The 15693-nt window shown below is 35.3% G+C and carries 16 protein-coding genes; 9 read left to right on the top strand and 7 right to left on the bottom strand.

The genetic code is table 11. The features are described 5' to 3' along the window. Positions 1-22: 22 nt before the first annotated feature. Together WD055_02345 and WD055_02340 are read left to right on the top strand one after the other, a co-directional pair. Entirely contained in the window at positions 23-175 is a 153-nt protein-coding gene (locus WD055_02345) for a hypothetical protein (GenBank protein ID MEX0849043.1), read from the top strand. Between the two features lie 117 nt (positions 176-292). Then, complete coding sequence (locus WD055_02340; GenBank protein MEX0849042.1) at positions 293-1081, top strand: hypothetical protein; 789 nt, start codon at positions 293-295, stop codon at positions 1079-1081. Positions 1082-1367: 286 nt separating this feature from the next. On the opposite strand, the gene WD055_02335 is transcribed toward WD055_02340, so the two are convergent. Beyond that, entirely contained in the window at positions 1368-2693 is a 1326-nt protein-coding gene (locus tag WD055_02335) for an Npt1/Npt2 family nucleotide transporter (GenBank protein ID MEX0849041.1), read from the bottom strand. Between the two features lie 178 nt (positions 2694-2871). Here WD055_02335 and leuS point away from each other — a divergent pair, with 178 nt between their 5' ends. Continuing rightward, on the top strand, positions 2872-5319 hold the full coding sequence (gene leuS / locus WD055_02330; protein MEX0849040.1) for a leucine--tRNA ligase: 2448 nt from the start codon (positions 2872-2874) through the stop codon (positions 5317-5319). Positions 5320-5409: 90 nt separating this feature from the next. Then, the gene (locus WD055_02325; protein ID MEX0849039.1) at positions 5410-5955 is read left to right on the top strand and encodes an ankyrin repeat domain-containing protein; all 546 of its coding nucleotides are present in this window, start codon (positions 5410-5412) and stop codon (positions 5953-5955) included. A 474-nt stretch (positions 5956-6429) separates the two neighbouring features. Here the strand turns inward: WD055_02325 and WD055_02320 are convergent, their stop codons facing one another. Continuing rightward, positions 6430-7305: a hypothetical protein gene (locus tag WD055_02320; protein ID MEX0849038.1), complete on the bottom strand. Its 876-nt coding sequence runs from the start codon at positions 7303-7305 to the stop codon at positions 6430-6432. A 74-nt stretch (positions 7306-7379) separates the two neighbouring features. Here WD055_02320 and WD055_02315 point away from each other — a divergent pair, with 74 nt between their 5' ends. Continuing rightward, positions 7380-8174, top strand: a complete 795-nt coding sequence (locus WD055_02315; protein ID MEX0849037.1) for a GNAT family N-acetyltransferase — start codon at positions 7380-7382, stop codon at positions 8172-8174. A gap of 68 nt (positions 8175-8242) precedes the next feature. Here the strand turns inward: WD055_02315 and speE are convergent, their stop codons facing one another. Beyond that, the gene (speE, locus tag WD055_02310) at positions 8243-9106 is read right to left on the bottom strand and encodes a polyamine aminopropyltransferase (protein MEX0849036.1); all 864 of its coding nucleotides are present in this window, start codon (positions 9104-9106) and stop codon (positions 8243-8245) included. Positions 9107-9301: 195 nt separating this feature from the next. Here speE and WD055_02305 point away from each other — a divergent pair, with 195 nt between their 5' ends. From WD055_02305 to ligD, 3 genes are all read left to right on the top strand, one after another. Further along, positions 9302-9691, top strand: a complete 390-nt coding sequence (locus tag WD055_02305) for a hypothetical protein (protein MEX0849035.1) — start codon at positions 9302-9304, stop codon at positions 9689-9691. 187 nt (positions 9692-9878) lie between these two features. After that, a complete protein-coding gene (locus WD055_02300) occupies positions 9879-10493 on the top strand; it encodes a DNA polymerase ligase N-terminal domain-containing protein (protein MEX0849034.1) in 615 nt (204 codons plus the stop codon). Beyond that, positions 10486-11382 (top strand): non-homologous end-joining DNA ligase, encoded by an 897-nt coding sequence (ligD, locus tag WD055_02295; GenBank protein MEX0849033.1) that lies wholly within the window; start codon positions 10486-10488, stop codon positions 11380-11382. Before WD055_02300 ends, ligD begins: the two co-directional genes overlap by 8 nt. 10 nt (positions 11383-11392) lie before the next feature. Here the strand turns inward: ligD and WD055_02290 are convergent, their stop codons facing one another. From WD055_02290 to WD055_02275, 4 genes are all read right to left on the bottom strand, one after another. Then, positions 11393-11887, bottom strand: a complete 495-nt coding sequence (locus WD055_02290; protein MEX0849032.1) for an adenylyltransferase/cytidyltransferase family protein — start codon at positions 11885-11887, stop codon at positions 11393-11395. A 66-nt stretch (positions 11888-11953) separates the two neighbouring features. After that, a complete protein-coding gene (locus tag WD055_02285; protein MEX0849031.1) occupies positions 11954-13813 on the bottom strand; it encodes an ABC-F family ATP-binding cassette domain-containing protein in 1860 nt (619 codons plus the stop codon). Between the two features lie 471 nt (positions 13814-14284). Continuing rightward, on the bottom strand, positions 14285-14416 hold the full coding sequence (locus WD055_02280; protein ID MEX0849030.1) for a hypothetical protein: 132 nt from the start codon (positions 14414-14416) through the stop codon (positions 14285-14287). A 453-nt stretch (positions 14417-14869) separates the two neighbouring features. Beyond that, a complete protein-coding gene (locus WD055_02275) occupies positions 14870-15079 on the bottom strand; it encodes a hypothetical protein (protein MEX0849029.1) in 210 nt (69 codons plus the stop codon). A gap of 52 nt (positions 15080-15131) precedes the next feature. Between WD055_02275 and WD055_02270 the strand changes: the two genes are divergently transcribed. Further along, positions 15132-15693, top strand: a 562-nt coding sequence (locus WD055_02270; GenBank protein MEX0849028.1) for a hypothetical protein, incomplete at its 3' end; no start/stop codon positions are given.

The following is a 15693-nucleotide window of genomic DNA, read 5'->3' as shown; positions in this document are numbered from 1 at the left end:
AAAGGGTGATCCTGCAAGCTTTGTGTTATCAAAAGAATATATTGCAGCATTTGGTCGATTGACCCAAAGCCAAGATAATAAATTGGTTGTTGTTCCAACTGAAGTGAGTGCGCTTGCCGGATTGGCGACCAGTTTTTTGAGTAGCTTAAAATTAGATGATCGCGTACAGGAATAAATGGATCATGTTTTATGTAGTGGAAAATGGCATGTTTCTGCCAGAATAAAAAAGAGTTTAGTTGTAATGAAAGCAAGCAGATAGATTTTTAAACTCTTTTATTAAAGGTGCATTGTTATGCAACAAATAATTGTTTACACAAAAAAAGTTTTTGTACTTTCATTTCTTACAGTATCGGCAGTTCATGCCGCACATTTGAGTAGGGTTTCACGTTTGGTGCCGGCAATGCAAAGAAGAAGCCTATTGGCTCCCGGTCTTTGTAGTCAACCGGTTTCAAGTGTGCATCAAAAATTATTAATGCATGATCAACAACGGCGGAATTACAATGTTTTTGATCATGTAAATAAGTCTGTTAATTCTACTATTAAGTCTATTATAGAGAAAAAACCATTTATGCTTCCTGTGGCGCATGGCTTAGCTGCGACTGCTTATGGTATTGGGGCTCTAGGGGGCGTGCCAATAGGAAATTCTTTAATATTAGGATCTATGGCATCCGTGCGTGCAGCAACATGTATGGCTCTTTTGTCAGATAAGCCTGTACCCCGAGCAGTTATGAGTGCTTCAAATACCGGAGTAGGAGTTTCTGCATTTGTAGGTGGGGGGATATCATCTGTTATGTTTCTAGGTGGTATGTTGTCGGGTGAAATAGATGTGTTTTTGTTTGGTGTAGGGCTTTTGGGCTGGACAGGATCTGAACTTGGGCTTTCAGCTTATACGGCTGATTATTTAAAACGTGTCAAACCAGAAAAAAAAGATGGAAAATTAAATGAAGAGGTTAAACGTGCTCTAGTTTCAGTGAAGAAGGAGCTCGGGAATATGTTATTAGCAACAGGAAAAAAATTAACTAGTTTAGAAAAAGAGGATATTTTAGTAAATTCAAAAAAGGTGGACATGAAAAAAGATTAGTTAACTAAATAAAATTTTTAGTGTTGTGCCTTCCATTATAAATTGTAATGGAAGGCATTTTTACTATGTAGTTATCTTATGTGAAATTATGTACCTAAGTTCATCTTTTTTAGCAAATGCTGTACCTGAAAGTGTTTCAATGCCATATGCTGTTATTTTGCAGTAAAGATTTATTTTCTTATTTTAAAATGTTATCAAGGTTGATATTGTGCTTTGGGACATTGATATTATGTTTTCCTTGAAATTTGGAAGTTGAGGTTCCAATTTTCAAGGAAAATGGTGTTTTTTAATTGCCAACAATCTCTTTGTTGCGAATAATATCACGATAACGATTGCCAAGAAAAACAGAAACTACAATCCAACCGAATGCAATAATACTAAATAGAGCTGAAAACCCAAGTAATAAACCGGATCCTGTAAGTGATGCTAATGCAATGTTGCATGCACTTCCGGTTCCTTTTGCAAGTTTTGTACCGATGGTATCGATCCATGATTTTGCTTTATAACGCGTTTGTATGTCTGTTGGAATATACAATGCTTCTTTTATTGGGCGAATAAATGAATAGTTGAGTGCGCGAATGAGCATGAAGCCAATAATGATTGATATAAATGAAAATTTCGCTAATACCATGTATAAAAATGAAATCGTTATGAGTATTGGTATGAGTAGTAAACAGGAGCGTTCACCGAGCTTACGCATTAAGTTGCGTGTGCCAAAAAGAGAGAACAGGAAAGCTACCAGTTGTGTCATTGTTGTGACCTGAAAGAGCAGTGCGCTTGCTTGGGATATGTTGGTTGAGCGATATTGCACTGCATAGAGCTTTAAAAATGTGATAATCATACTGGTGACTTCATAAAAAAAGACGATACTAAAAATACCAAAGATATATGGAGTGGTGATAGTCAGCTTTGCACCTGAAAAAATGCTTTCTTTTTGAGGCTTTTCAGCTTGATTTTCACCAATGCGTTCGGCATAGCTTGCCAGAAGTTTATCGGGCATTGTTTTATTAAGATAGTATATGATGTATGCCGATCCAATTATTAAGAATGAAGAGCTGGCGCTGATCAGTGTGTGCATATGAGCGGTATGCATAGCATGTGTTTGTCCGGAGAAAAAAAACCATGAGAGTGCTGAACTGATGAGGCCGCCGAGTGTGCCGAAGGTTATAATGGTACTATATCGCTTTTTTGCTTGTTCAGGTGAGCTTGTAGAGTTAACGTAGGCCCAGAAAACGCTCAACATAAAAGGAGCAAAGCATTCAACTAAAAAGAAAAAAAGCCATCCAAATAAACGCCAAGCATTAGAATTGGTATTTGATAAGCCAATAGTGGGATGCATTAAAAATAGTGAGCATAAAAATTGCAATATGCCATAAGTGGTGAACATAGCGATGGTTAAATGTTTTTTTTCTAGGTTATCAATGAGATAACTATAAAATAGTACAAACGGAATAAGGATAAAGATTGAGCCAAGTCGCGCATAGTTTATATAATAAACACCTACTGTGTTGGCAAATATTGATTCTTTGATTACTTGTGCAATAGTGTATGCGCAAAAAAGAAGGAAATAGCTCATGCCAAATAAAATAAATTTTTTATCTATGTTTTTCATATAGTTGATTATTTAAAGATATTAGGATCTTGTAAGTGTAACCTAATGTCATAAAAGGTAAAGTTTAGATGGTTATTTTATACTTTCATATTTTGACCAAATAGCTATTTCATCGTACCATAATATCTTATAGAGCAAAGTTATGATTAAAAACTAAAAACCGTAGGTTTTTTATATTATGTATGATTTCCAATCAATAGAAAAAAAATGGCAAAAAAAGTGGGATGATGAACCGGCTGCAAAAACACAGCCAACCGGTAGTGGCAAAAAGTATTATGTACTTGATATGTTTCCGTATCCTTCAGGTTCAGGTTTGCATGTAGGTCATTGGCGTGGTTATGTGCTTTCTGACATTTATGCACGTAAAAAGTTATTGGAAGGTTACAATGTATTACATCCAATGGGATGGGATGCTTTTGGCTTGCCAGCTGAAAACGCTGCAATAAAAGAGGGTGTTCATCCCAAAAAAGCAACAGCAAAAAATATTGCACGATTCAAAGAACAACTGAAAGAAATCGGTGCAATCTACGATTGGAATAAAGAGATTAATACCACCGATCCTGAATATTATAAATGGACGCAATGGATTTTTTTGCAAATGTTCAAAGCAGGACTTGCATATATTGAAAAAAAACCGATAAATTGGTGTCCTTCATGTTTGACCGGTTTGGCAAACGAAGAGGTGGTCAATAATGCATGTGAGCGTTGTGGTACACCGGTTGAACAAAAAAATATTCCGCAATGGATGCTTAAAATTACCGATTATGCTGATAAATTGCTTGATGGGCTTGATAAACTTGAATGGCCTGAAAAAGTAAAACTGATGCAAAAGCATTGGATTGGTAAATCCGAAGGTGCTGAAGTTGTATTCAAAGCAAAAGATGTGCAAGGTAATGAATTTGAACTACCGGTATTTACAACATGTCCGGAGACAATTTTTGGCAGCACGTTTTTATTAATTGCGCCGGAACATGATTTAGTTCCTTCATTGACAACGTCGGAAGAAAAAGAACAGGTTCGAAATTATGTTGATATGGTCAAAGCAACACGTGCAATGGGCCGTTCTGTTGATAATAAAGAAAAAACAGGTGTGTTTACCGGCTCTTATGCAATAAATCCAGTTACCAAAGAAGCTATACCAATTTATGTTGCATCATATGTATTGCCTGAGTATGGTACCGGTATTGTTATGGCAGTGCCCGGACATGATGAACGCGATTTTGCATTTGCACAACAATTTGATTTACCTATAAAACAGGTGATTAATGCGCCGGAAGTTAAAGTTGATGCTCAAGGAAATATGCAACAAGTTTATACCGGTGATGGTACATTGATTAATTCCGGTCCGTTTGATGGATTGCCTGCAAAAACTGAAGGGCGTGCAAAATTGATTGATCATATTGCTCATCATGGTTATGGCAAACGAACTACAAATTATAAACTGCGTGATTGGGTTTTTTCTCGTCAACGTTATTGGGGTGAGCCGATTCCATTAATTTATTGTGCCGATTGTGGCATTGTGCCGGTTCCTGAAGATCAATTGCCGGTAGCATTGCCGGAAGTTGATAATTATCAGCCGACCGGAACGGGCGAATCACCATTGGCCGATATTACAGATTGGGTAAATGTACTATGTCCACAATGCAATAAACCTGCAAGGCGTGAAACAAACACGATGCCACAATGGGCAGGTTCATGTTGGTATTTCTTGCGCTATCCAAATCCAAACTTAACCGATAAGGCTTGGGACCAGAAAGATATGAACTATTGGCTCCCTGTTGATCTTTATATTGGTGGCATCGAACATGCAATATTACATCTACTTTATGCTCGTTTTTGGACAAAAGTATTATATGATTTAGGGCATGTACCATTTGATGAACCGTTTGCGCATCTGTTTAATCAAGGTATGGTTCTCAAAAAATCAGATAAATCCGGCCTTGTTGAGAAAATGTCAAAATCAAAAGGTAATGTAGTTAACCCTGATGATATTGTACAAAAATACGGTTCAGATGTATTGCGTATGTACATGATGTTTATGGGGCCGCCGGAACTTGATTGTGAATGGCAAGATAATGGTCTTGATGGCATTAAGCGCTTTGTGAATCGTTTGTGGGACAGTTTAGTTGATTCAAACACGCTGTTGCCATCAACTGAAGCGGAAGATTTGGTGACAACAAAACGAGTGCATAAATTTTTACGCGATTTTCAAGAACGTTTGGATAATTTTAAGCCGAATACAGCGATTTCATCTTTTATGGAATTTTCAAATGATGTAATTGCAAACAATATGCGTTTGTCAAAAGAAAGTATGGAGAAAGTATTGGTGAGTTTATCGGTATTGGCTCCGCACATGGCAAATGAGTTAATTGAAAAGTTGCTGCATAAAAAATTACAAAGTTGTGTATGGCCAATATATGATCCGGTGTTGACACAAGATGATGTGAAAAAAATTGTAGTACAAGTTAACGGTAAAGTTCGTGCAATTATGGAAATGCCGGCCGGCGCAACGCAAGAACAGATTGAACCTGAAGCTGAGCGATTAGTGCTCAAATGGCTTGATGGTAAAGATAAAATAAAAGTTGTTTTTGTGCCTGATCGTTTAATCAGCTTCGTGATTAAGTAGTTGTTACAGTATTTGATTGATAAAAAGAAAATTTCTTCGTAGCTTGGAAGAGTTAATTTTTTATTTTATTGCAAAAAAAGGAGTAGGAGTATGAGTAGCATTAAATCAAAGATTATTGTGGCAGGCATGCTTTTGTTTACCGCTTTCAGTACAAAAACAGAAGTTTCGGCGAGTTTTATTGATGCAGTATACGATGATAACATATCATTGATTGATGTTTATCTTTCTCTAGGTGCAGATGTTGAATTTTTAGGTGTTGTTGAAAATACTGCTTTGCTTTTTGCGGCAAAAAAAAATAATTTGTCGATGATGCAGTTATTGATTGATAATGGTGCAAATGTTAATGCTCAAAATCATTATGGCATGTCAGCACTGATGTATGCCGTTGATAATAGGAATGTTGATATGGTTACTTTGTTGTTGCTTGATAGCAATATAGATGTTGATTTACAATCAAATAAGGGATGCACAGCTTTAATATTTGCAGTCAAACATAATAGATTAGACTTGGTACAGCAGATTTTTAGCGCCGGAGCAACACTGAATGTGCAAGATAATGGTGGCTGTGATGCATTGTGTTATGCTCACCAAAGAGGCTATCAAGATATCATAGATTATTTAGAATCGATTAATTGAGAGATTTTTAATAATAAATGAACGCGAGTTCGAAAAATCAAGGCTCTCACAAGCAAGACTAAACATTATAAGATAATGTTCTTCTTTGTCATTCCCGGCTTGAACGGGAATCCAGGATCTGAACGCTTATAATTAAAGATGAATGTGCGTTTTATTTATTCTTTTTATTTGAATTCATTCCTGACAATATTAATTTTTTTTGAAAGTAAAAATGGCCACGTCTTCGCTAACCGTACTTCGCATAAAGCTTCGTAGGTCTGTCCTCTGACTTGTGCGCAGAAGCTTCAGCGAAGGAGTAAGTTTCAACGTAAGATGGAAGCTACGACGCGCAGGCTGGATTCCCGTTCAAGCCGGGAATGACAAAAGGAATGCTTTTTAGATTTTTTATTCAAGTAAATTGAGTGCATTTTATTGCGCATATTCCTGATCGTAATGTTACTTTATTTCAGGCATTTTGTGTTTTCGAACTCGCGTTCATTTATGAGTGATGCGAGAAATATGTTTTTTAAGTTGTGAGAGGCACATAACATCTACTCTGTTAGGAGTGTTTGTGTCAATAGCAGCAATATATTCGCCGTCATGTGAAATTTTTGCGGTATTATTAAAGAACATATCAATGTTAATTGATAATGCTGCTAAAATCTCACCGGTTGATATACTCCGTATATACAGTTTACGCTCAGATGCTCCATCTTGAGGAAGATACGGTTCTAAAAGGATATTTTCAAATAACCATGCGCGTTGTGCGCAGCCCATTGCATCAAAAGATTTTTTTTGAGTCATTTGGTTTATATCATAAAGATAATGTTTTTCAGGTGAGCTGACGACAATAGTGTTTTGATTTGCCGCATGGATGTGGGTTACTTCATGATTTAATAGATATTTTATCCATCCGCTTTTTTTCCAATGCTCAATCCCTTGATGATCTGATTTCATACAGATAAAGTTGGATTCGTTTGTTAGTGCATCAAAGCTATCCCACTTAGGATAATTACATTTAAAAACAGCATCATTTTTCGATTTTTTGCCGCTTTGAGCTTTGTAGAATGCAATTCTTTTTTTATCTGATGCCACAACTGCTATGCCAAATTTTACAAAACTGATATCGCTTGAAGGTAAAACTTTAAATGTACTGGTTGCTTTACCTGTTAGTATGTCATATATCTTAACCAGGTCTTTTTTTTGATCTCCAGCCAAAAGACAGGCTAATTGTGTTCCTTGCATATTAAATGCAATTTTTTTTATGCAATGAGCACTACGATTTATTTTAGGGCGTGGTTTTTCATGAGAAGAAGGTGAAGTGCTTGTTGAATATAGTAGAGAAAAAAACAATATAATGCTACTTTTCATAATGTTCCTTGAATTTTTGATTTTATGTTAGTATAAAAGAAATAATAGTTTTGTCATGTTTAAAAGAGGTTTTTATGTACGATACTGAAAGTGCGCAACAAACGATAATTCATGCAATGCAAGAAAACATGTTTGCTCATATGCTTTTTTTCCCTGAACGTTTATCAAGTTTTTCAGTGGTTAAAGCCCAAGGGTTGACTTTGGTTGATTCAGGAATGGATGATGATACTTTCAATCTTGTTTTTAATACACGTTTAAAAGATCATGCATTAGATATTGTAGAAAGTACGGTTGATTATTTTAAGCGTGAATCATTATCATTTGCATGGTGGGTTGGTCCTGATGATGTACCGATTACATTACCGGAGCTTTTGGCGCAAGTGGGTTTGAAGTTATCAGAAAAAAATGTAGGGATGTATTTGCCTATTGCAGAAAATGCATTTGAACAAGGTGAATTACGCGTTGAACGTGTGCTTGATGCAACACAAATGCAAGATTTTGCACAAATTATGATAGATGTTCTTGGTGATACTCCTGCGATAAAAGCATATTATCAAAAATTGGTTGATTTTCCTTTTTCTCAAGATGATTATGAGCAATTATATGTTGGTTATCTTGATGAAACGCCGGTTACATGCGGCATGTTAACTTTGCATAGTAAAGTTGCCGGTATTCATTCTTTGGCAACCGTACGAAATCAACAAAACAAAGGTTTTGGCACTGCAATGGTGCAAGAGCTGTTGATGCGTGCGCAAATGGCTGAATATGCGGTGGCAGTTTTGCAAGCAGAAAAAAGAGCGATGCATCTGTATGAACAATTAGGTTTTGATTCGATTTGTGATTTTTATGTGTATACGTTGGATCGGTAGATTTTATTGTAGTGTCCTTCGATACACTTCAACTAAGTGGAGTGTATCGAAGGACACTTTTTTGTTTTTTAACGTTCGTTATATAAGCTTTGTTTTAATTTGTTTGGCAGGGCAAAAGAGGCTTTATGCATTTCAGGGGTATAATATTTAAGTTCGCCATCAATATTGGATATGCGTTGTTCAAGTTCTTGCAATGTTACGATATCATTATTCGTTGCAAAACCGAACGCCATATAACCACCGATATAAGTCGGTACAGGAGCTAAAAATCCTTTTACTGTGCTGAAAAAAGGTTTAAGTTTATTACAAGTGCGATTGATTGTATCACACATATAGGGCACTTCATTTTGATTTACAAAAACACCATTTTTGGTGAGTAGTTTTGCGCAATCAGCATAGAATTCTTCAGTAAATAGTACTTTACCTGCTCCGATAGGATCTGTGGTATCACAAATAATGACATCGAATTTTTCTTGTGTTTCTTTAACAAATTTGCAGCCGTCAGCAATAATGATTTCAGCGCGTGGATCATTAAATGCACCTTGTGAATGATTAGGCAGATATTTTTTTGAAAGTTCAATCACTTGTGTGTCAATATCAATTAATACTGCTTTTTTTACGGTTTTATGTTTGAGCACTTCACGTAAGCTTCCGCCATCGCCACCGCCAATAATGAGTACTTTTTGTGCATTACCATGTTGTAACATTGGCACATGAGTAATCATTTCATGATATACAAATTCATCTTTTTCTGTTGTTTGAATTACGCCATCTAAAGCTAGAACTGTGCCATATAGACCATTTTTGAAAATAATCATGTGATGGAAATCGGTTTTTTCTTCATATAAAACTTCATCGATTTTATATGTTTGGCACCAATTGCCATAAATGCTTTCAGTAAACCATTGGTTTGCATTCACTGCCAATGGTATCAAGCTAAGTAGTAAATGTGCTGTCATTTTTTTCATAGAAGAATCCTTTAGTATAAGTTTTTTTAGTATTATAGATTGTTAATTTTTACCACAAAATAGATTTTTTTGCTAATTTTTAATTTTATTATTTTTGTTGTGATCTAATAATTGTAAATGCTAATATGAAATTAAAAGAATATTTTAAGGAGAAAGTAAGTGAATGCAGTAAGAAAGCTATTTATGATGGGATTATTGTGTGTTTCTGTTTGTCAGTTACAGACAGCAGCATCTTTTAATTTTTCTCCTGAAGAGCAAGCTCGTCTAAGGTTAGTAAATGAAATAAGAGGTGCTATGGACTCAGGTGATTGGGGTCAGGCAAAAGAGTTAATTGAAAAACATGATTTACCTCAATATTCCAGAGACATTTTTTTGCGCATGGCTGTGCAAGATAAAAGATTAGATAGCGTTAAATTGCTAGTAGATAAAGGTGCAAGAATTCTCGAAAAAGATCATAAGGGTAAGTCAGCAATGGATTATGCCCAAGAAAGTGGTGATCAAGGCATTATAAATTATTTGAGATCTAAAATAGTTGCACCGGCAGCTTAATATTCATTTACGTTCGTTTGTGTCGAAATAAAATAAATCTTTTAGCGTGAGCTGAATTTTGATTGTGTATGTTGGTTTTACATGTATAGCTGGATAGCTTTTTTAAATGATCTCTTTTCTTGAACTTGTTTGTTTGTATGTTTTATCTTAACGGTGTTAAATTAATAAAGTTATTAAAGGGCATATCATGCCAAAAAAAAAGAATGTACTGAAAACCTATAAAGCAAAACGTGATTTTACATCATCACCTGAACCTATAGGCGATGCATTAGCAAAGAAATTGAAAAAAAGTAAAAAACCTATTTTTGTAATTCAAAAACATGATGCCAGCCATTTGCATTATGATTTTCGTCTTGAAATTGAAGGTGTATTAGTTTCTTGGGCAATCCCCAAAGGGCCGTCACCTGATCCACGTGTGAAGCGATTAGCAATTCAAACAGAAGACCATCCATTAGATTATGCCTATTTTGAGGGGATTATTCCCGAAGGTTATGGTGCCGGAGAAGTTATGGTATGGGATTTGGGTACCTATGAAAACATCAAAGATATTTCTATGGCAAAGAGTTTGAAAGAAGGCCGTATTGAAGTTTTCCTAGAAGGACAAAAACTGCAAGGTGGCTACGCATTAATTCGTACAAAATATGGTAAAGATGATAGCAAAAAAAACTGGCTTTTTATCAAAATGAAAGATGATTATGCAGATGCACGTAAAAATCCGGTATCAACAAAAGATTATTCGGTATTGACGGGTCGCACTCTTAAACAGATAAAAAATGATAAGGACTCTGAGGTTTATGAATGATTTTTTCTTAAAAGTTGGCTCACAAGAGGTAAAAATAACCAATCCTGATCGAATATTATTTCCTAAATCAAGTATCAGTAAATGGAGTATGATTCAATATTATCAACGTATTGCATCATTTATGATACCGCATATCAAAAATCGTCCGATTAGTATGCAACGTTTTCCTAATGGAATTGATGGAGAAGGGTTTTATCAAAAAGATGCTTCAGGTTATTTCCCCGAATGGATTAAGATTTTTGACATTGAAAAGGTTGATAAAACTAAAGTAGTACATCATGTTTTGTGCAATAATGTACAAACATTAGTGTATCTTGCAAATCAGGCAGTGATAACGCCACACGTATGGTTGAGTAAAGTTAACAACATACATTGTCCGGATCGTTTAATTTTTGATTTAGATCCACCTTCGGTTAAACAGTTTGATGAAGTACGCAAGTCTGCAAAAATATTTAAATCTGTATTGGAAGATTTGGGATTACATCCATTTGTTATGACCACCGGTTCAAAAGGTTTGCATGTTACGGTGCCGATCAAACCGGATACACTTTTTGATGATGTGCGCAGTTTTGCACGTGATATAGCAGAGCTTATGGTTAAGCAGAATCCTGAAATATTAACATTGGAAATGCGCAAAGAAAATCGAAAAGGAAAAATATTTGCAGATTATTTGCGTAATGCTTGGGCACAAACGGGTGTTGCTCCCTATGCGATACGAGCAAAAAAGGGCGCTCCAATTGCAACGCCGCTTCAATGGAAAGAGGTTAATAGTCAATTAAGCTCACAAAAATATACCATCAAAAATATCTTTAGGCGTGTTTCGCGTATTGGTGATCCTTGGCAAGACATTAATGCATATGCAAAGTCTATTAAGTCGATAAAACTGTAGTTTTGTGTTGTTATTTTTTTAATAAATTCTCCCGTCCACGATCGAATATGCGTGTCAGAAGATCAGTTGTTGAGATAGTTTCCGTGTAAGGTACCGTTTTGAAAATGCCCATTGATATTGGCACGGCATAGAAATAATCTAAATTTGCTTTACTCATGTCATCACCATGAATAACCAAATCAATGTTATGTTCTTCAATGAATTCTTTTGTGATGCAGTAAGGACAGTTAGGAATTACTTCGTCAACATATTTGCATCCGCTTACTGATTGTGCGCGTTCTTCGACATTCAAAATAGGTGTGCGTTTATAGCGTGCGACATCTTCATCTGCTGTCAACCCAACAATAAGATAATCGCCATGTGCTTTTGCTTGTTTTAAAAATTGAACATGTCCAAAATGAAAAAGATCAGCTACCATGTCGACGTAAACACGAATTGGGTGCGTTGCATGAATTGGACAAATAATGAAGTTTAAGACCAAAAGTAACTTTTTATATGTATGCATAATTTTCTCTTTAGTGATGAGTGGAAATAATGCATACATAATAGTTGTTAAAATACCTTAGGTCAACTATTGTAGTGCTTCCCATTGTTTAAGAGAGCTTTCAAGATCTTCTTTTTTACTATGTAATTTTTGTTGTGCATCATCAAAATCATGAGTACCAAATACAAGATCAGCAAATGAAAGCTCAATGCGCGCAATCTCTTTTTCTAATTTAGCCATAGAACGTTCCAGTTTATGTATTTGCTTGCTTTGCTCATAGTTTTCTTTGTTGTTTTTTTGAGGCTTATTTTTCGGTTGCGTCTCTTTTTTTTGTTTCGGCTGAGCAATGTCTTTATGTGCATTCTTTTGGTCTAAATAAGCATCATAGTTGCCTTCATAACCGAATGCACCGTTAGGAGTGAGTTCAACTACGCGATTTGCGAGTTTATTAATGAAGTAGTGATCATGAGAAACAAATAAAATGGTTCCATCAAAATTCTGTAATGCTTGAATTAAGATATCTTTTGAGGGCATATCCAAATGGTTAGTCGGTTCATCAAGGAGTAAGAAATTTGCATCTTGCATGAGCACAATTGCCATTGCAACACGATTTTTTTCACCACCGGACAGAACACCAACTTTTTTGTTAACATCATCAGATGAGAACAAAAATGCACCCAAAAATGAACGAATCTGTTGCTCAGATTTTTTAGAGCAGAGATCTTTTGCATTTTCAAAAATAGTTTTATTAAAATCAAGTGATTCATTTTGATCTTGAGCAAAAATTGCATAATCAACGTTTGCACCAAATTCAACTGATCCATTTTGTATTGGTAAATTGTCAACGATGATGTTGAATAATGTTGTTTTACCCACACCATTGGCAGCGATAAGAGAAACTTTTTGCCCTCGTTCTATGTTGAGGTCAATATTTTCAAAAAGTTTTTTAGAATCGAATTTGTGTGCAATGCCATTTGCTTGAAGAACCATACGTCCGGCGCGTTTGGTTGCAGGGAATTGAAAGCTGACTTTTTTAGTTGTTGGAGGTAAGGTAATGAGTTCCAGTTTATCCAGTTGTTTTTGCATGCTTTGTGCCATTTTAGCTTTATTAGCTTTTGCACGGAATTTTGCAATAGTTTCTTTACGGCGTTGTATATCTTTTTGTTGTAGGGCATATGCAGAATGCAATTGTTCAAGGTCTTTTGCATATTGTTTTTCGAATGTGGAATAGTTGCCTTTATAAATTTTCGCTTTACTGTTCTCAAGTGCTAAAATAGTTGAGCATACTTGATCAAGAAAATAACGTTCGTGACAAACAAGCATGAAACCAAAATCGGTATTTTTTAAGAAATGTAAGAACCAATCTTTTGCAACAATATCCAAATGGTTGGTAGGTTCATCAAATAGATAAAAGTCAGCTTTTTGTAATAATAGTTTTGCCAAAACAATCCGCATTTTCCAACCAACACTCAATGTACTGACCAGTTGATTCATTTGCGGTTGTTTAAAGCCTAATCCAAGTAAAATGCGCTCAGCTTCGATCTGTAATTTTTTCGGATCAAGATAAGCAAGTTGTTCTTGTAGTTGAACATATTCGTCAATGATGTGGTCGTCAGTAATGCCTTGTTCTATTTGTGATTCTAGGTATTCAGACCTTTTTTGGATGGTTGTGACATCACCACAGGCATCTAAAGCTTCTTGTAGGATAGTTTTATCAGATTGCAATACTACGTCTTGTGGCATATAAGCAATTTTTTTACCCGGAAGAAAGGCAATTGAACCATTATCATATTCTTGTTGTCCGGCAATAATTTTGAGGAGTGTAGATTTGCCTGATCCGTTAAGGCCTACTAAACCCATGCGGCTTGATTGGTCAACAGAGAATGAAACTTCATTGAAGATATCACGAGAACTGAAAGAAAGATTTAAATTTTTTATATTTATCATAATTAAATGCCTTGTCTGATAACATGAATAAAGTATATAAAGGGAGATGAATTGAGTTATAAAATTTTTGATTTATTTGATTAACACATCATTATGCGGTACAACCATCTTTGTTGTCTTTGTGGATGCTGGGATTCAGGCAAAAATGAGGTATAACTGTTGTTGATTATTCGAATTGCAATTGTGAATATTTTGTTTTTGAAGATATGTATGTGATTATGAAAATTAAATTGGCCCGGATCACCACGTTCGCGAGAGTGATAAGGGGGAATTATTTTCCATATAAAAAGCACTATATCTCCAAGTTGAGCCACTGAAGGCTCTTTTTTGTATTATTAACAAACTGAATAATGTGTATCAAGTATCTATTATATTATATAATTTTTGATATAAAATGGCAATCAGAAATGCTCGAAAGTAAGGTAGGCTACATGCCTTTAGGCATATAGCCCTCTGATGACACAGCTGTTTTTATTTGTTTTGAGTTATGCTTTGTCTGTGATGTGCGCCTATGTTATAAGTAAAAAATGCGACTAATGAGCATATTTTTAGCACTGAGCACAATACAATGAGTAGCATTGCTGTCATTGTTCCTTTTTTCATAATGGTTCCTTGGGAATTGAAAACACTACCAAAATTATAAAGTGAAGTTATAATGAAAAAGTGGTATTAGACACCGAATGGTGTAATAATAATACGCTTAGAATAGAAAGATATTTTGAAAAAAATATAGGCAGGAATAAAAGAAGCATAAGAAATTGTCAATAAAGAATAAAGACTGTTTTGCGGTGGTCCGCTATGGCAGATGTTTAGACTGCTCCTATTGTGTAAATGCGACATGAGATGTCTCCTTTAAATATATTAAATGCACTGCTTGCTTACTCTATTAGTATCATAAAAAAAACAAGAATTCAATAGTTATAATGTTATTTTTAAAACTTGATATAGTTGAAATTTATTTTTATTAATGTCGGAAAATAAAGTTTAATTATTAAAAACAAAGAAGGGAAAACTTATCCGGTTTTCCCTTCTTTGACAAAGTAAGAATAACTTTGTTTATTTGAGTTTACACTGTTGTTGCATTGCAGCGATGCGCGTTGCTTCTTCACGTGTGTAATATGCTTCTGGCATAATGCCTTTGTATTTATTTTTTTTGTTTAAATGTTTAGCGGCAGGTTGATTATTAAAGTTACTTCCAGAGCAGCCACATCTATTTGCTTGTTTAGATATATTTTCAGCAGCCTTTGGCTTAGGTTTTGGTTTCATGCATGAACATCGGATGTTTCCTTTTACCGGAGCACATTCGCATGGGTCACACATGCAATTTACATTGCAACGAGTTTCATTATCAGCTTTTACTGATTTTTTATTGCAACAAGGCTTGCAACTGCTGGTTTTGCAACATGAAGATTTGCAAGATGTTTTGCAGCAATTATTACATGAGCTCTTTTTGCAACAAGAGGTTTTACAACAGTTTTTACTACCGCATGATGAGCGTGTTATTTCTTTAGATTTAGAACAACAAGACTGCTTGCATGATCCACATGTTTTTTTACAACATGGTTTGCATGAGCAAGAGCTGCATGAACTGCATGATTTGCGAGTAATTTCATCATCAGCTTTTACTGATTTTGTATTACAGCAAGGTTTGCAGCTGCTGGTTTTGCAACATGAAGATTTGCAAGATGTTTTGCAGCATGGTTTACATTCTTTTTTGCAACAAGAGGTTTTACAACAGCTTTTGTTGCCGCATGATGAACGTGTTACTTCAGTAGATCTTTTACAACAAGATTGCTTGCATGATCCGCAGGTTTGTTTACAAGACGGTTTGCATGAGCAAGAGCTGCATGAACTGCATGATTTGCGAGTAATTTCATCAT

It is taken from the genome of Candidatus Dependentiae bacterium, from assembly GCA_040878395.1.
Classification (GTDB): Bacteria; Babelota; Babeliae; order Babelales; family Vermiphilaceae; genus JAKBEL01.
The sequence above is the reverse complement of the archived record's forward strand: the minus strand, read 5'-3'. Positions and strand labels throughout refer to the sequence as shown.